The 14,781-nt window shown below is 75.0% G+C and carries 14 protein-coding genes; 10 read left to right on the top strand and 4 right to left on the bottom strand.

Going from position 1 to position 14,781, the window contains the following annotated elements; all coding sequences use genetic code 11:
• Positions 1–11: 11 nt before the first annotated feature.
• The 4 genes from ACZ5DC_RS10985 to ACZ5DC_RS10970 form a co-directional block, all read right to left on the bottom strand.
• Positions 12–824: a hypothetical protein gene (locus ACZ5DC_RS10985; protein WP_468651543.1), complete on the bottom strand. Its 813-nt coding sequence runs from the start codon at positions 822–824 to the stop codon at positions 12–14.
• A gap of 124 nt (positions 825–948) precedes the next feature.
• Positions 949–2,379: a DUF2252 domain-containing protein gene (locus ACZ5DC_RS10980; RefSeq protein WP_468651541.1), complete on the bottom strand. Its 1,431-nt coding sequence runs from the start codon at positions 2,377–2,379 to the stop codon at positions 949–951.
• A 251-nt stretch (positions 2,380–2,630) separates the two neighbouring features.
• On the bottom strand, positions 2,631–3,644 hold the full coding sequence (locus tag ACZ5DC_RS10975; protein ID WP_468651539.1) for a quinone oxidoreductase family protein: 1,014 nt from the start codon (positions 3,642–3,644) through the stop codon (positions 2,631–2,633).
• Positions 3,641–4,288 carry an MBL fold metallo-hydrolase gene (locus ACZ5DC_RS10970; RefSeq protein ID WP_468651537.1) on the bottom strand — a complete coding sequence of 216 codons (648 nt, stop codon included), beginning with the start codon at positions 4,286–4,288 and terminating at the stop codon, positions 3,641–3,643. Before ACZ5DC_RS10970 ends, ACZ5DC_RS10975 begins: the two co-directional genes overlap by 4 nt.
• A gap of 142 nt (positions 4,289–4,430) precedes the next feature.
• Between ACZ5DC_RS10970 and ACZ5DC_RS10965 the strand changes: the two genes are divergently transcribed.
• The 10 genes from ACZ5DC_RS10965 to ACZ5DC_RS10920 all read left to right on the top strand — a co-directional run bounded on the left by ACZ5DC_RS10965 (position 4,431) and on the right by ACZ5DC_RS10920 (position 14,762).
• Positions 4,431–5,357: an NADP-dependent oxidoreductase gene (locus ACZ5DC_RS10965; RefSeq protein ID WP_468651535.1), complete on the top strand. Its 927-nt coding sequence runs from the start codon at positions 4,431–4,433 to the stop codon at positions 5,355–5,357.
• Between the two features lie 901 nt (positions 5,358–6,258).
• Positions 6,259–7,269 (top strand): ScbA/BarX family gamma-butyrolactone biosynthesis protein, encoded by a 1,011-nt coding sequence (locus ACZ5DC_RS10960; protein WP_468651533.1) that lies wholly within the window; start codon positions 6,259–6,261, stop codon positions 7,267–7,269.
• Positions 7,270–7,275: 6 nt separating this feature from the next.
• Positions 7,276–8,310: a ketoacyl-ACP synthase III family protein gene (locus ACZ5DC_RS10955; RefSeq protein ID WP_468651531.1), complete on the top strand. Its 1,035-nt coding sequence runs from the start codon at positions 7,276–7,278 to the stop codon at positions 8,308–8,310.
• 72 nt (positions 8,311–8,382) lie between these two features.
• Positions 8,383–8,622, top strand: a complete 240-nt coding sequence (locus tag ACZ5DC_RS10950) for an acyl carrier protein (protein ID WP_468651529.1) — start codon at positions 8,383–8,385, stop codon at positions 8,620–8,622.
• Entirely contained in the window at positions 8,622–9,875 is a 1,254-nt protein-coding gene (locus ACZ5DC_RS10945; protein ID WP_468651527.1) for a beta-ketoacyl-[acyl-carrier-protein] synthase family protein, read from the top strand. The genes ACZ5DC_RS10950 and ACZ5DC_RS10945 overlap by 1 nt, the downstream gene beginning before the upstream one ends.
• Positions 9,872–10,630, top strand: a complete 759-nt coding sequence (locus tag ACZ5DC_RS10940) for an SDR family oxidoreductase (protein WP_468651525.1) — start codon at positions 9,872–9,874, stop codon at positions 10,628–10,630. Before ACZ5DC_RS10945 ends, ACZ5DC_RS10940 begins: the two co-directional genes overlap by 4 nt.
• Positions 10,631–10,683: 53 nt before the next feature.
• On the top strand, positions 10,684–11,670 hold the full coding sequence (locus ACZ5DC_RS10935; protein WP_468651523.1) for a 3-oxoacyl-ACP synthase III family protein: 987 nt from the start codon (positions 10,684–10,686) through the stop codon (positions 11,668–11,670).
• A 46-nt stretch (positions 11,671–11,716) separates the two neighbouring features.
• Entirely contained in the window at positions 11,717–12,475 is a 759-nt protein-coding gene (locus tag ACZ5DC_RS10930) for an SDR family NAD(P)-dependent oxidoreductase (RefSeq protein WP_468651521.1), read from the top strand.
• Positions 12,472–14,028 (top strand): FAD-dependent monooxygenase, encoded by a 1,557-nt coding sequence (locus tag ACZ5DC_RS10925; RefSeq protein WP_468651519.1) that lies wholly within the window; start codon positions 12,472–12,474, stop codon positions 14,026–14,028. Before ACZ5DC_RS10930 ends, ACZ5DC_RS10925 begins: the two co-directional genes overlap by 4 nt.
• Complete coding sequence (locus tag ACZ5DC_RS10920) at positions 14,025–14,762, top strand: HAD family hydrolase (protein WP_468651516.1); 738 nt, start codon at positions 14,025–14,027, stop codon at positions 14,760–14,762. Before ACZ5DC_RS10925 ends, ACZ5DC_RS10920 begins: the two co-directional genes overlap by 4 nt.
• Positions 14,763–14,781 lie beyond the last annotated feature (19 nt).

Raw genomic sequence — 14,781 nt, 5'->3', positions numbered from 1 at the left:
CGGAGGGCGGGTCAGTCCTGGGCCAGCAGGGCGGCCAGATCCGCCTCCCGCCGGGCGATGTCGGCGCGCAGCCGGTCGGCGATCTCTTCGAGCAGCCCGTCGGGGTCGTCCGGCGCGAGGCGGAGCATGCCGGCGATCGCGCCCTCCTCCAGTTCCCGGGCGACCAGGGTGAGCAGCTCCTTGCGCTGGGTGAGCCATTCGAGGCGGGCGTACAGCTCCTCGGCGGGGCTCGGGCGGCGCTCGGGCGGTACCGGACCGGCGGCCCACTCCTCGGCCAGCTCCCTGAGCAGGCCCTCGTCGCCGCGGGCGTAGGCGGCGTTGACCCGGCTGAGGAACTCCTCGCGCCGCTTGCGCTCCGCCTCTTCCTGGGCCAGGTCGGGATGGGCCTTGCGGGCCAGCTCGCGGTAGAGCTTGCGGGCCTCCTCGCTGGGCCGCACCCGCTGCGGGGGCCGTACCGGCTGGTCGGTGAGCATGGCGACGGCCTCGGGGAACAGGCCGTCACCGTCCATCCAGCCGTGCAGCAGCTCCTCCACGCCCGGGATCGGCATCACCTGGGCGCGGGCCTCGGCGGCGCGGCGGATGTCCTCGGGGTCGCCGGTGCGGGCGGCCTTCGCCTCGGCGATCTCCGCGTCCAGCTCCTCGATGCGGCTGTAGAGCGGGCCGAGCCGCTGTTCGTGCAGGCGGGCGAAGTTCTCGACCTCGACGCGGAAGGTCTCCACGGCGATCTCGTACTCGATCAACGCCTGCTCGGCGGCCCGTACGGCCTGTTCCAGCCGTTCCTCGGGGCGGGGGGCCTGGGACTGGCCGGCTTCCGGGGTTGTCACCCGCCCAGCGTAGCCGCTGCCTTCCCCGCGGCCGGGGTGCGGTTCCCGCGCTCCCGGCGCAGCGCCCCCGCGCCCGCTGGGGGCCTGCCTCACAGCCGTCCCCCAGAATCCCCGGGAACCGCCCTCAGACCCCCAGCTCCGCCTCGATCCGGCCCGCCTTGATCCCCGCGACCAGCTCGGCGTGGTCCGCCTCCGTGCGGTCGGCGTAGGCGACGGCGAACGCGGCGATCGCCTCGTCCAGTTCCTCGTTCTTGCCGCAGTAGCCGGCGATCAGCCGGGGGTCGGCGCTGTGGGAGTGGGCGCGGGCCAGCAGGGCGCCGGTCATGCGGCCGTAGTCGTCGATCTGGTCGGCGGCGAGGGCGGCCGGGTCGACGCTGCCCTTGCGGTTGCGGAACTGCCGCACCTGGTACGGGCGCCCCTCGACGGTGGTCCAGCCCAGCAGGATGTCGCTGACGATCTGCATCCGCTTCTGCCCGAGGACCACGCGGCGCCCCTCGTGCGGTACCGCGGGCGCTTCGAAACCGGCCGTGACCAGGTGCGGGACGAGAGCCGAGGGGCGGGCCTCCTTCACCTGGAGGACCAGGGGCTCGCCGCGGTGGTCGAGGAGCAGGACGACGTAGGACCGGGTGCCGACGCTGCCGGTGCCGACCACCCGGAAGGCGACGTCGTGCACGGCGTGCCGGGCGAGCAGCGGGTGGCGGTCCTCGCCGAGGGTGTCGACATACGGCTCCAGGGACGCGGCGACCGCGGCGGCCTCCGCGTCCGGTACGCGGCGCAGCACGGGCGGCGCGGGCACGAACCGGCGTCCGCCGTCCGGCACCGGCTCGGTGGACTTCGCGGCGAACCGGCCGCTGGTGTTGGCCCGGGCCTTCTCCGAGACCCGCTGGAGGGTGCCGAGCAGGTCGTGGGCGTCGGTGTGGGAGACGAGTTCCTCGTCCGCGATGGCGTTCCAGGCGTCGAGCACGGGCAGCCTGGCGAGCAGCCGCATGGTGCGGCGGTAGGCGCCGGCCGCGTCCCGGGCCGCGGCGCGGCAGGTGTCCTCGTCGGCGCCCGCCTCACGTCCGGCGAGCACCAGCGAGGCCGCGAGCCGCTTGAGGTCCCACTCCCAGGGGCCGTGCGCGGTCTCGTCGAAGTCGTTGAGGTCGATCACGAGGCCGCCGCGGGCGTCGCCGTACAGCCCGAAGTTCGCCGCGTGGGCGTCACCGCAGATCTGGGTGCCGATCCCGGTGGCGGGGGTGCGGGCGAGGTCGTACGCCATGAGTCCGGCGGAGCCGCGCAGGAAGGCGAAGGGGGTCGCCGCCATCCGGCCCACGCGCAGCGGGGTCAGTTCGGCGATGCGGCCGGCGTTGGACCCGGCCACCGCGCTCACCGCGTCGGGGCGGGCGGCGTCCACCTCCAGCGTGCGGTGGGCCGAGCGCGGCACGCCCTCCCGGAGCGCCTTGCCCTCCTGCTTCGGCGAGCCCTGCGGCGGCCAGGCGGCGAACCCGCGCACCCTCGGCACGCGGCGCGCGCCCCCGTCCACCACGTCGGTCACTCCCCCGCCGGTTCCGGTCACCGCGACCGCCTCCCCCCACGCCCCGCCCGCCTTCGGACAGGCGGCGGTACGAACATCGACTCGGGAGACCGTACCGCCGGTGGCCGGAACACGTCAGGCCCTGGGACCGCGTCGAGGCGGGGGCCGCCGTGTGGCCGGGGCCGGTGGTCAGGGGCCGTGCCCGGCCGGCCGTCCAGGGCCGTGCGTCCAGGGCCGTGCGTCCAGGGCCGTGCGCGGCCGGCGCGTCGGCGGTACCGGAACGCGCCCGCCGCTCAGGCGCGGACGTCCAGCACGTACTTGCCGGTGGAGGCCCGCGTCTCCAGCAGCTCGTGGGCGTGGGCGACGTCCTTGAGCGGCAGCACGTGGACGTCCACGCGGACCGTTCCCGCGGCGACCTCCGCGAGCGCCCGCTCCAGGTGGGCGCGGAGCAGCCGCGGGGCGCGGCCGGCGACGCCGCCGAGGTTGTAGCCGACGAGCGAACTGTTGGTGTACCAGGGGTGGTTGCCCTCGAAGGTGACGTCCTCGGCCGCCGCGTTGCCGAAGATGACGTGCCGTCCGAACGCCGCGAGCAGGCCGGTCACGGACGACCGGAAGGCGCCGCCGACCGAGTCCAGGACCAGGTCGGCGCCCGCGCCGCCGGTCCGCTCGGCCACCACGCGTTCGAGGTCCTCGTAGGAGACCACGCTGTCGTAGCCGAAGCCGCGCGCGTACGCCGCCTTGGCCGGGCTGCTGGTCACGCCGATGACCGTGCCCGCGCCCAGGGTCCGGGCCAGCTGGGCCGCGGCCGTGCCGACGCCGCCCGCCGCGGCGAGGACGACCACGCTCTCGCCCTCGGCGAGGTGGCCGGCGGAGGTGAGCAGTCCGAGGGCGGTCGTGACGTTGCACAGGGCGCCCGCCGCCCGGGCGCCGTCCAGGCCGGCGAGCGGGCCGTCCAGCCGTACGGCGTGCTCCGCGCCGACGGCGACCACCTCCGCGTTGCCGCCGCCGCCCAGGGTCAGGGCGGCCACGCGCTCGCCGGCCCGGAAGCCGGTGACGCCCTCGCCGACGGCACGGACCGTGCCGACCGCCTCCAGGCCCGGGTGGTGCGGCAGGCCGACCGGGAACTGGCCGCGCCGGAACATGACCTCGGCGAAGTTGACGCCCGCGTGCGTGACGTCGACGGTGATCTGCCCGGGTTCCGGCTCGGGCACCGGGACGTCGGCGACGGTCAGGACGGACGGGCCGCCGAAGGACTCGAAGCGTACGGCGCGCATGAGGCTCCCTGGGGTCTGCTGGGTGTTCGTCATCGGATTCCTGTCTGGCCGAGCGTGCCGGCGGGGCCGTGTCCGGTGAGCAGGCGCGTGCCGCCCGGACAGGTGGCGGCGACCGTGCGCAGGGACGCGTCCAGGCTCGCCGGGCTGGCGCCGGGGGCGTCCGCGCGGCCCCTGCCGCCGGCCAGGAGGGTGTCGCCGGTGGCCAGGACCGGGGCGTCGGCGTCGGCGTCGTCGAAGCGGAACATGACGGACCCACCGGTGTGGCCGGGCGTGTGCAGCACGGTGACCGGCATGGCCGCGAAGTCCAGTCCGCCGCCGTCGGCCGGGATCTCGGCGACCTGCTCCGGCTCCTGGTCGGGGTGGCCGACGAGCAGGTCGCGCGGGAAGGTGTCCGGCAGGCCCTTGGCGGGGGCGCCGAACTGGTAGCGGTCGGCGGGATGGATCCACGCCGGGATGCCGTAGCGCCGGGCGAGCGGCACGGCGTCCCAGGTGTGGTCCATGTGGCCGTGGGTGATCAGGATCGCCTCCGGTTCGAGCCGGTGGGCCCGTACGGCCTCGGCGACCGCGTCGGCGGCGTCGTGCCCCGGATCGACGATGAGGCACGGGGCGCCGGGCCCCGGGGCGACGATGTGGACGTTGGTGCCGAACTTGCCGGTGGCGGCGGACAGAACGAGCATGCCGCGACTCTGTCTTAGCCTTCGGCTATATGTCAATTGGCGTTTGTGAAGCAGAACTCTGGCTCATCGCTGACCTATAGTGCGTGTCGGCACCGGTGCGCCCAGGCCCGGTGCGCGGTCGCGTCGTCAGGGGGTTCGTGGGATGAAGGCCATCGCCGTCCAGCGCTACGGAGGACCGGAGGTCCTCGAGCTGATGGACCTGCCGGAGCCTCGGCTCGGGCCGGACGTGGTGCTGGTCCGGGTGCGCTACGCCGGCGTCAACCCGGCCGACTGGAAGATCCGCGAGGGGTACATCCACGACTGGTTCGAGGCCCACTTCCCCATGGTCATGGGCTGCGACCTGTCCGGTGTGGTCGAGCGCGTCGGCCTGGGCGTCACCGAGTTCGCGCCCGGGGACGAGGTCGTGGGCTACGTACGCGCCGACCACATGCAGCGCGGCACCTACGGCGAACTCGTGGCCGCGCCGGTGCGCACCCTGGCGCGCCGTCCGCGCGCCCTGGACTGGCGGCAGTCCGCCGGTCTGCCGGCCGCCGGCCTCACCGCCTACCAGGCGCTGCGCCGCCATCTCCAGGTCGGCCCCGGTGACGTGCTGCTCGTCCACGCGGCGGCCGGCGGGGTCGGCTCCCTCGCGGTGCAGATCGGGCGGTCCCTCGGCGCCCGCGTCGTCGGCACGGCGAGCGAGCGCAACCACGACTTCCTGCGCTCGCTCGGCGCCGAGCCGGTGACCTACGGCCCCGGTCTGGCCGACCGGGTGCGGGCGCTGGCCCCGCGGGGCGTCGACGCGGTGTTCGACCTGATGGGCGGTGAGACCCTCCTCGGCTCCCCCGCGCTGCTGCGGCCCGGGGGCCGGCTCGCCTCGATCTCCGGCGACGTCACGGGACTCGGCGGCCGCTACGTCTTCGTCCGCCCCGACCCGGCCGACCTCGCCGCCCTGGTGGACCTCGCGGACCGCGGTGAGCTGACGGTGCACGTCAGCGCGGAGTTCCCACTGGCGGACGCGGCCCGGGCACACGAGCTGGTGGCGGGCGGCCACGTACGCGGAAAGGTCGTACTGGCGGTGACACCGTAGGGCCGGAGGCCGGAGGCCGGGGGCCGCAGGCCCTGGGCTGAGGGTCGTGGGCCGAGGGCCGTGGCCCGCAGGGCCGAGGGCCGTGGAGCTGTCGGGCCGAGGGCCGTGGAGCTGTGGGGCCGAGGGCCGTGGAGCTGTCGGGCCGAGGGCCGTGGAGCTGTGGGGCCGAGGGCCGTGGGCCGTGGGCCCGAGAGGCTGTAGGCCCTTGAGCCGGGGCCATGAGCCCGTGGCCCGTGAGTCGTGGCCCGTAGGCCATGGGTTACGAGCCCCGGACCGAAGGCTGAGGGGCCGTAGGGCCATGAGCCCGTGAGCCGGGGCCTGTGAGCCGGGGCCCGTGGCCCGTGGGCTATAAGCCCCGTAGGGTCGTAGGCCGTGGAGCCCTGAGGGCCGCAGGCCATGGGCCATGAGCCCGGTAGGGCCGTGGGGCCAAGGGCCGCAGATCATGGGCTCGTGGGCCGAGTGCCGTAGCCCGTAAGGCCGTAGGCCCGTCAGCTCGAGGGCCGCAGACCATGGGCCCGTGGGCCGAGGACACGGAGGGCCAAGGACCCGTAGGGCGTTGGAACGTGCCGTAAGGCCGGCGGAAGGGACCGGCGGCCGGCGGCGCCGGTGTGTGGCTGGAAAGGGCCGTCCCCTGGGGGCGGCCCTTTTCCCGTGCCCGGGACCGCCCGCCACCCGTTCTCCAGTGAACCTCCAGCGACCGTCGAGCCGTCCCCCACGGAGCCGTCGGCCGGGCTTCCCGGCGCTCTCGGGCGGGCTCACTGGCGCTCTCGGGCGGGCCCCCCGGCGCTCTCAGGCAGGCCCCCCGGCGCTCTCGGCCGAGCCCTCAGAGGTGGCTGCCAGGCTCTTTCCGTGCCCCTCACGGTGGGCCGCCGAAACAAGACCACGGACGAATGGACTGGGCATGACCCTTGCTGAGCAGGAGCGGACGGCAGCCGTCCCGGCCGCCCCCGAACTCGCCTACCAGCGTTCGATGGACCGTGTGCTGGTGCACCGCCGCGCCGTCATGGAGGTCTTCGTCACGGACGCGGCACGGCTCGGTGAGGACCGCTTCGCCGTGGCCGTCCAGGCGCCCCGCGCGCACGGCTACTACAACGACCACACGCAGCGGCCCGCACTGCTCGACCCGTTGTTCCTCCTGGAGGCCGCCCGGCAGGCGGTCACCGTCGTCGCGCACCAGTGGCTGGACGTCCCGTACGACACCTCCTTCCTGATCAGCGACTGGACCACCGAGTTCACCGACCTGCCGGCGCTGCGCACCCGCGGAGACGCGCCGGACGAGCTGGTGATCGAGATCGGCACCCGGGACCTGCGGCGGCGCGGCACCCGGCTGCTGGCCGCCACGCTGGACTGCGCGTTCGTGGCCGGCGGCCGGCGGGCCGGTACGAGCGTCATCGTGGCCGGGTACCTCAGCCGCGACGGCTACCGGGCCCATCGCGCCAAGAGCCGGGGGACCGTGCCGCCGCTCTCCTCCGAACGGCCGGACAGGCGGGCCGGCGTCCCCGTGGCGCCGGCGCTCGTCGGCCGGGAGCGGCCCGGCAACGTGGTGCTGGCCGACGTCGAGTGCCCGGGCGGACCGCTCGCCCTGCGCGCCGTCCTGGACGTCCCGGTGCGGCACCCGGCGATGTACGACCACCCGCTGGACCACGTGCCCGCGATGGCGCTGATGGAGGCCGCCCGGCAGGCGGCCGTGCTCGCCGCCGGGGCACCGGCCGACGAGCGGTACGCGCACGCCTTCCGCGCCACCTTCGGGCGGTTCGTGGAGCTGGACAGTCCGGTGACCGTCACCGTGACGCCCGTCGACGGCGGGCGCCACGCGGTCGACTTCCGGCAGGACGGCGTGTCCGTGTGCACCGCCGAGGTCGGCGTCACCCGGCTCCCGGCGGCGCCGGCCGCGCACCCGGACGGACGGTGACCCGGCGTGCGGCTCACCTCACCCCTCGGGCTGGTCGCCGCGGCCTGGTACCCGCAGCGGCGGCAGACCGTCGAACAGGCCCTCGCAGCCGGTGACATCGACGCCCGCACGGCTCGTGAACTCGGCTACACCTCCCTGCCGGTGAGCGAGGACACCGCGCCGCCGGACATGGCCGTCGAGGCCGCCGGCCAGGTGCTGGCGCTGTCCGGCGTCCAGGCCGACGACCTGTCGATGGTGCTCCACGCGAGCGTCCACCACCAGGGCCACGACGCCTGGTCCGCCCCGCACTACGTCGCCCACCGGCTGGGCGCCCTGCACGCCGTGCCGATCGGGCTGCTCCAGCAGTGCAACGGCGGTGCCGCCGGCATCGAGCTGGCCGCCGGCCGGCTGCAGGGCGACCCGGCGGCCGGGCCGGCGCTGGTGACCACCGCCGACCGCTTCCTGATGCCGAGCTGGCACCGCTGGCTCAGCGACTACGGCATGGCGGCCGGCGACGCCGCCACCGCCGTCCTCGTCCACCGCCTCACCGGGGCGGCACCGGCGCCGGACCTGCTGCTGCGTGCCCTGGTGTCGAAGGCCGCCCCCGAACTCGAGGTGATGCACCGCGGCGACGACGAGTTCAACGCGACCCCCATGGGCCACAGCCCGGTGATCGACGTACGGCGCACCAAGCGCGCCTTCATCAAGACCTACGGCGTGGACTTCTTCCTGAAGACCGCCGCGGACCGCATCCGCGCCGTCGTCGAGGAGTGCCTGGCCGACGCCGGGCTCGCCGCCGACGATCCACGGCTGCGCTACGCGGTGGTACCGCGCCTGGGCAGCAAGGCGATGGCGGAGGCGTACCTGCCGCCGCTGACGGAGGTCACCGCCGCCGAGGTGCTCGACCTCGGCCGGGCGACCGGGCACGTGGGGGCCGGCGACCTCAACGCCTCCCTCGCCGACCTGGCCCGCACGGACCTGCTGGCGCCCGGGCAGTACGCGCTGGTGCTCAACGGCGGCGGCGGGTTCACGTTCACCGCGATGGCGGTCGCCCGTCCCTGAGCCCACCGGTCCTCACCGTTCCATACCGGTCCCCACCGATCGAACCCGTTCACACCACTCAAGGAGACACCCATGTCCGCACAGCAGGACCGCCTCTTCACCCTCGTCGTCGACAAGCTGGGCGTCGACCCCGAGCAGCTGTCCCCCACCGCCACCCTCGACGCCCTCGAACTCGACTCGCTGCTGCTGATCGAGCTGAGCGTCCTCGTGGAGAAGGAGTTCGGCGTCCAGCTCGACGAGACGGCGCTGACCCCCGACTCCACCCTCGGCGACGTCCTCGCCGCCATCGACGCCAAGGTCTCGGTGGCCTGATGGCGGGCGCGGGAGCGGAAGGGCGGCGCACGGAGCGCTTCGACGTCGCCGTCACCGGGGTGGGTCTGGTCACCCCGGCCGGAGTGGGCGTGCGGGCCAACGTCGAACGGGTCTGGTCGGGCGTGTCGACCGCGGCCGCCGACCCGGACCTCGCCGGGCTGCCCGTCGACTTCGCCTGCCGGGTACCGGACTTCGACGCCGGCGCCCTGCTCGGCCGGCGCACGGCGCTCCGCATGGACCCCGTCAGCCACTTCGGCGTGGTGGCGGCCCGGCAGGCGGTCGAGGACGCCGGGCTGGACCCGGCGTCCTGGGACGGTGCCCGGGTCGGCGTGGTCGTCGGCACCTCGCTGGGCGGCTGGTCCACGGTCGAGCGGGAGCACGGCAAGCACCTGGCCGACGGGGCGAGGTTCGTCTCGCCGCTGCTGATGGTGATGGGCCCGGTCAACATGACGGCCGGCTACATCGCCATGGACCTGAAGGCACTCGGCCCCAACCAGGTCGTCTCCACGGCCTGCGCCTCCGGCAACACGGCGATCGGGTACGCCCGCGCCCTGCTGGAGTCCGGGGCCTGCGACATCGTCCTGGCCGGCGGCGCGGAGGCGGCGATGTCCCCGACCGCGATGGCGAGCCTCGCCACGGCCGGGGCGCTCTCCACGCGCACCGACGACCCCGCGTCCGCCTCCCGCCCGTTCGACGCCGACCGGGACGGGTTCGTCGCGGGGGAGGGCGCGGCCATGCTGGTGCTGGAGCGGGTCGAGGACGCGCGGGCACGCGGCGCCCGGGTCCGGGCCCGGGTCTCCGGGTTCGGCGCGTCCGCCGACGGCCACCACGCCTCGGCGCCCGACCCGACGGGCGGCGGTGCCGAACGGGCCGTCCGGGCCGCGCTCGCCGACGCGGTGCTGGAGCCGGGCGACGTCGACCACGTCAACGCGCACGGCACCTCCACCCCGCTCAACGACATCACCGAGGCCACGGTGATCCGCCGGGTGTTCGGCGAGAAGCCCGCCGTCACCTCCACCAAGGGCGTGGTCGGCCATCTGCTGGGCGCGGCCGGCGCGGCCGAGGCCGTCTACACGGTGCTCGCCGTCGAGCAGCGGCTCGTCCCGCCGACCGCCAACCTGACCAGCCTCGACCCGGGCATCGGGGTCGACGTCGTCGCCAAGGACGCCCGGCCGATGGAGATCGGCGCCGCGGTGAACAACTCCTTCGGCTTCGGCGGCCAGAACGCGGTGATCGTGGTGACTCCCGCATGACGGACGCCACCGTGGCCACGGCCACCAGCGACGCCGGCACCGCCGCGCCGGCGGGCCGTTCCGTGCTCGTCACCGGCGGGAACCGCGGTATCGGACTGGCCGTCGCCCGTTCGCTCGCCGCGCGGGGCGACCGGGTGGCGGTCACGTACCGCACCGGCGAACCCCCGGCGGGGTTCCTCGCGGTGCGCTGCGACGTCACCGACGAGGAGCAGGTGGCGCGTGCCTTCAAGGAGGTCGCGGCCGCCCAGGGCCCGGTCGAGGTGCTGGTCGCCAACGCCGGGATCGCCCGGGACGGACTGCTGCCGGCCCTCGCCGACGACGCCGTCGACGCGGTGCTCGACACCAATCTGCGGGCGGTCATGCGGGTCGCCCGGCACGCCTCCCGGGCCATGATCGGGGGCCGCTGGGGCCGGATGGTGCTGATCTCCTCCGCCGTCGCGTTCACCGGCTCGCCGGGCCAGAGCGCCTACACCGCCGCGAAGGCGGGCCTGGTCGGCCTGGCCCGCTCCCTGGCCTGGGAACTCGGCGGCCGCGGCATCACCGTCAACGTCGTCGCCCCCGGCCTCGTGGAGACGGACATGCTGCGCGAGGTGCGCCCGGCCCGGCTGGAGCAGTACCTGTCCATGACCCCGCTCGGCCGCGCCGCGACCCCCGACGAGGTGGCCGCGGCCGTGCGGTTCCTCACCAGCGAGCAGGCCACGTACATCACCGGCGCCGTGCTGCCGGTCAGCGGTGGGCTGGGCATGGGCCACTGACGTCCCGTGCCACCGGAACCCACCACCACGCGCGAGCACAGGAAAGGGAAACCATGCCAGTCGGTGTCCTGTCGATCGGTTCCCACACCCCGGACAGGGTGGTCGACAACCAGCAGATCAGTTCCTGGACGGGAATGCCGGAGTCCTGGGTGACCGAACGCACCGGGGTGCTCCAGCGGCGCTACGCCGGTCCGGGCACGACCACGTCCGACCTCGCCGTGCCGGCCGCGGACGAGGCGCTCGGGGCGCTCGGGCCCGATGCGCGCAGGCGGCTCGGGGCCCTGATCGTGGCGACGAGCACGCCGGACGTGCCGCAGCCGTCCACGGCCGCGATCCTCCAGCACAAGCTGGGCCTGTCCACCCTGCCCGCCTTCGACATCAACGCCGTCTGCAGTGGTTTCCTGTACGGCCTCGCGGTCGCCGAGGGGCTCGTCGCCGCCGGCCGGCACGGCGACCACGTCCTGCTCGTCGGCGCCGACATGTTCTCCACGATCATGGACCGGACGGACCGGCGCACGGTGAGCCTGTTCGGTGACGGCGCGGGGGCCGTCGTCCTCGGCGAGGTGCCCGAGGGGTACGGCCTGCGGTCGGTGCACCTGGTCACGGACGGGGAGTTCCACCACTACGTCGGCGTGGAGGCCGGCGGGACGCGGACCCCGTTGGACGCCGAGGCCCGCGCGGCCGGGAAGCACTACTTCCGCATGGACGGCCGCGCGGTGCGCGACTACGCGCTGTCGGTCCTGGCCAAGCTGACCGCCCAGACGCTCGACGACACGGGGCTCGCCCTGGAGGACGTCGACCGGTTCGTCTTCCACCAGGCGAACACCAGGCTGCTGGAGACCTTCGTGGCCGACGCCGGCATCGACCCCGCACGCGTTGCCTACACGGCACCGCACCTGGGCAACACGGTCGCCGCCTCCGTACCGCTCACGCTGCACGCCACGCACCGCGACCGGCCGCTGCGGCGCGGCGAGCGGGTGCTGCTGGCCTCGGTGGGCGGCGGCATGACGGCGGGCGCGGCCCTGCTCACCTGGTACTGACGCCCCCACCGCACGACAACGACACCCACGCAGCGAAGGAGAAGCCATGAGGCTGGAGGGACGGACCGCCGTCATCACCGGCGGCACGCGGGGCCTGGGCCGGGCGATCGCCGAGGCGTTCCTCGCGGAGGGCGCCTCGGTGGTGGCCGCCGCGCGCAACCCCTACGACATCAAGGAACTCGCGGACGACCACGAGGGCCGCCTGCTGTACCAGTACACCGACGTCACCGACGAGCGGTCGGTGGACGAGCTGATGACCGCCGCCTGCGAGGCGTACGGGGGCGTCGACATCCTGGTCAACAACGCCGGCGTCAGCCGGGACGGCAAGATCGCCCGGCTGTCGGTGGCCGACTGGAACACCACGCTGGCCACCAACCTCACCGGTGTGTTCCTGTGCACCCGGGCGGTGATCGGCCCGATGACCACCGCGGACAAGCCGGCGGGACCGGGCGGACGCATCATCAACGTGTCGTCCTGCGTGGCCGGGCGGGCCGCGGCGGGGGCCGGCGCGTACAGCGCGAGCAAGGCGGCCGTGGAGATGTTCACCCGCACCTCGGCGGTCGAGCTGGCGCCCAGGAACATCCGCGTCAACTGCCTCTCGCCCGGCTACATCGACGAGGGCATGGGCAAGGAGCTGGCCGCCAACGAGCGCGCCTGGGAGAGCTACCGCGGCCGGCTGCTGTCGGACCGGCTGGGCCGTCCGGAGGAGGTGGGCGCCGCTGCCGTCTTCCTGGCCTGCGGCGAGAGCTCGTACGTCAACGGCACGGTCGTCGAGGTCAACGGGGGCCTGCTGTGGGCGGCGTGACGGACCGCCGGGCCGGGGAGCCGGTACTCGTCGTCGGCGCGGGCCCGGTCGGCCTGGTCCTGGCGTGCGAGCTGCTCCAGCAGGGCGTGGCCGTACGGGTCGTGGACGCCGGCCGGCGCGGCGACCCGCGGCACTCCCGGGCCAATGTCGTCTGGCCCCGCAACCTCGAACTGCTGGACCGCGTCGGGGTGACCGGCGACCTGCTGGACATCGGCCACCGGCTGGCGGGGACGGCGTTCTACTCGCGCGGCCGGCGGCTGGCGACGGCCTGGATGAGCAGACTGCCCGACTCCCCGTACCCGTTCGCGCTCACCCTCTCGCAGAACGACACCGAGTCCGTGCTGCGCGCCAGGGTGGCCGCGCTGGGCGGCACCGTCGAGGACGGCGTGCGGCTGACCGCCCTCGACCAGGCGGACGGGGTGCCGTCGGTGAAGCTGGAGCACGACAGCGGCCGGGTCGAGGAGCTCCGGCCGGGCTGGCTCGTCGGCGCGGACGGGGCGCACAGCACCGTCCGCAAGGAACTGGGCATCGCCTACGACGGACCGCCCGTCGACGTGTCGTTCGCCATCACCGACGCCCGGCTGACCACCAGCCTGTCCGAGGACCTGTCCCACTACTGCTACGCCCCGAGCGGCGCGATCGTGCTGGGCCCGATGGGCGGCGGGGTGCACCGCATCGCGCTGAACGTGCCGCACGACGCCTACGACGAGGACGCCCCGCCGCCGCGGGCGCTGTTCCAGGAGGCCGTCGACGACCGGGCGGCCGGCCGGAGCCGGGTCGAGGAACTGCTGTGGAGCGGCTCGTTCCGGGTGCGGGTGCGGATCGCGTCCACGTTCCGCAGCGGCCGCTGCTTCCTGGCCGGCGACGCCGCCCACGTGATCAGCCCGGCCGGCGGCCAGGGCATGAACACCGGCATGCAGGACGCGTTCAACCTGGCGTGGAAGCTGTCCGGGGTGCTCCGCGGCGAGTTCGGGGAGGGCATCCTCGACTCCTACGACAGCGAGCGGCGTGCCGTCTCCCACCAGGTGGCCCGGTCCACCCAGTGGCTGACCAAGGCCGGCCTGGTCGGCACGCCCGCGAAGGTGGCGCTGCGCGACGCGGCCTTCCGCGCGGCGGACCGCACGGGCGTGTTCCAGCGCCGGATCGCCCCCCAGCTCGGCCAGACGGCCGTCAGTTACGGCGAGGACCGGCATCCGAGGCTGCCGGTGAAGGTCGCGGGCCCGGCCCGCGCGAACGCCCCGGCGCTGTCGGCCGAGGGCTGGCCGGTGATCGACCGGGACCGGCACACCGTCCTGCTGTGGCCCGGCACGCGGACCCCGCCGGCCGGCTGGCCGGGCGCCCGCGACCGGGTGCGCGGCGCGCTGCCCGAGGACACGCCCGTGCTGGACCTCACGCGCGCGGTCCCGGCGGCCCTCGCCCGGGCGCTGGGGCCGCGGCCGGCCGTGGCCGTGGTCCGCCCCGACGGCCACCTCCTGGCCCGGCTGGATCCCTCGAGGCCGCAGGAGACCACGCGGCTGCTCGCCCGAGCGGCCCACGCAAGGAGTCAGCCATGACGAACCGTCCCGAGCCCCACCCCCTCGCCGCGGACCACGACCGCCCCGTCGTGGCGTTCTTCGACGCCGACGAGACGCTCATCGCGATGAAGACGCCGTTCTCCCTGCTGCGCTGGCGGTTGCGCCGCCAGGGGGACATCACGGGCGCCGCCTACGAGCGGGCCGTGGAGCCGCTGCGCCGGCTTGCGTCGATGGGCGTCACACCGGTCGAGGTGGTGTCCAGGTTCTACGAGCTGCACGCGGGCATCCCCTGGGACGACGTGGTCGCCGAGGCCCGGGACTGGTACGCCGACCTGCGCGAGCACGGCGCGCCGTTCATCGAGCCGACGGTCGCCCGGCTGCGCCGCCACCAGCAGGCGGGCCACCGCACGGTGGTGGTCTCCGGTTCCTGGCCGGCGACGCTGCACCCCATCACCGACGACCTGGGCATCGACCTGGTCCTGTGCACCGAGCCCGACCTGGACGCGGAAGGCCGGATGACCGGCGCGATCAGGCACGCGATGTTCGGCCCGGCCAAGGCCGACGCGGTCCGCGAGGCGCTGGCGAAGTTCGGCGCGGACCCGGCGGACTGCTACGCGTACGGCGACGACCCGGGCGACCTGACCATGCTCGGCATGGTCGGCCACCCCACGGTGGTCGGCGCGAACCCCCGCATGACCGAACACGCCGCCCAGCACGGCTGGCCCACCCTGCCGGCCACCCTGGCCGCGGGGACCCGCCGCCAGCACGTGTAGCGCGGCTCGCCGCGGCCAC

It is taken from the genome of Streptomyces sp. NPDC031445, from assembly GCF_055581365.1.
Note: the sequence above shows the minus strand (reverse complement) of the source record. Positions and strands in the feature narration are given on the sequence as shown.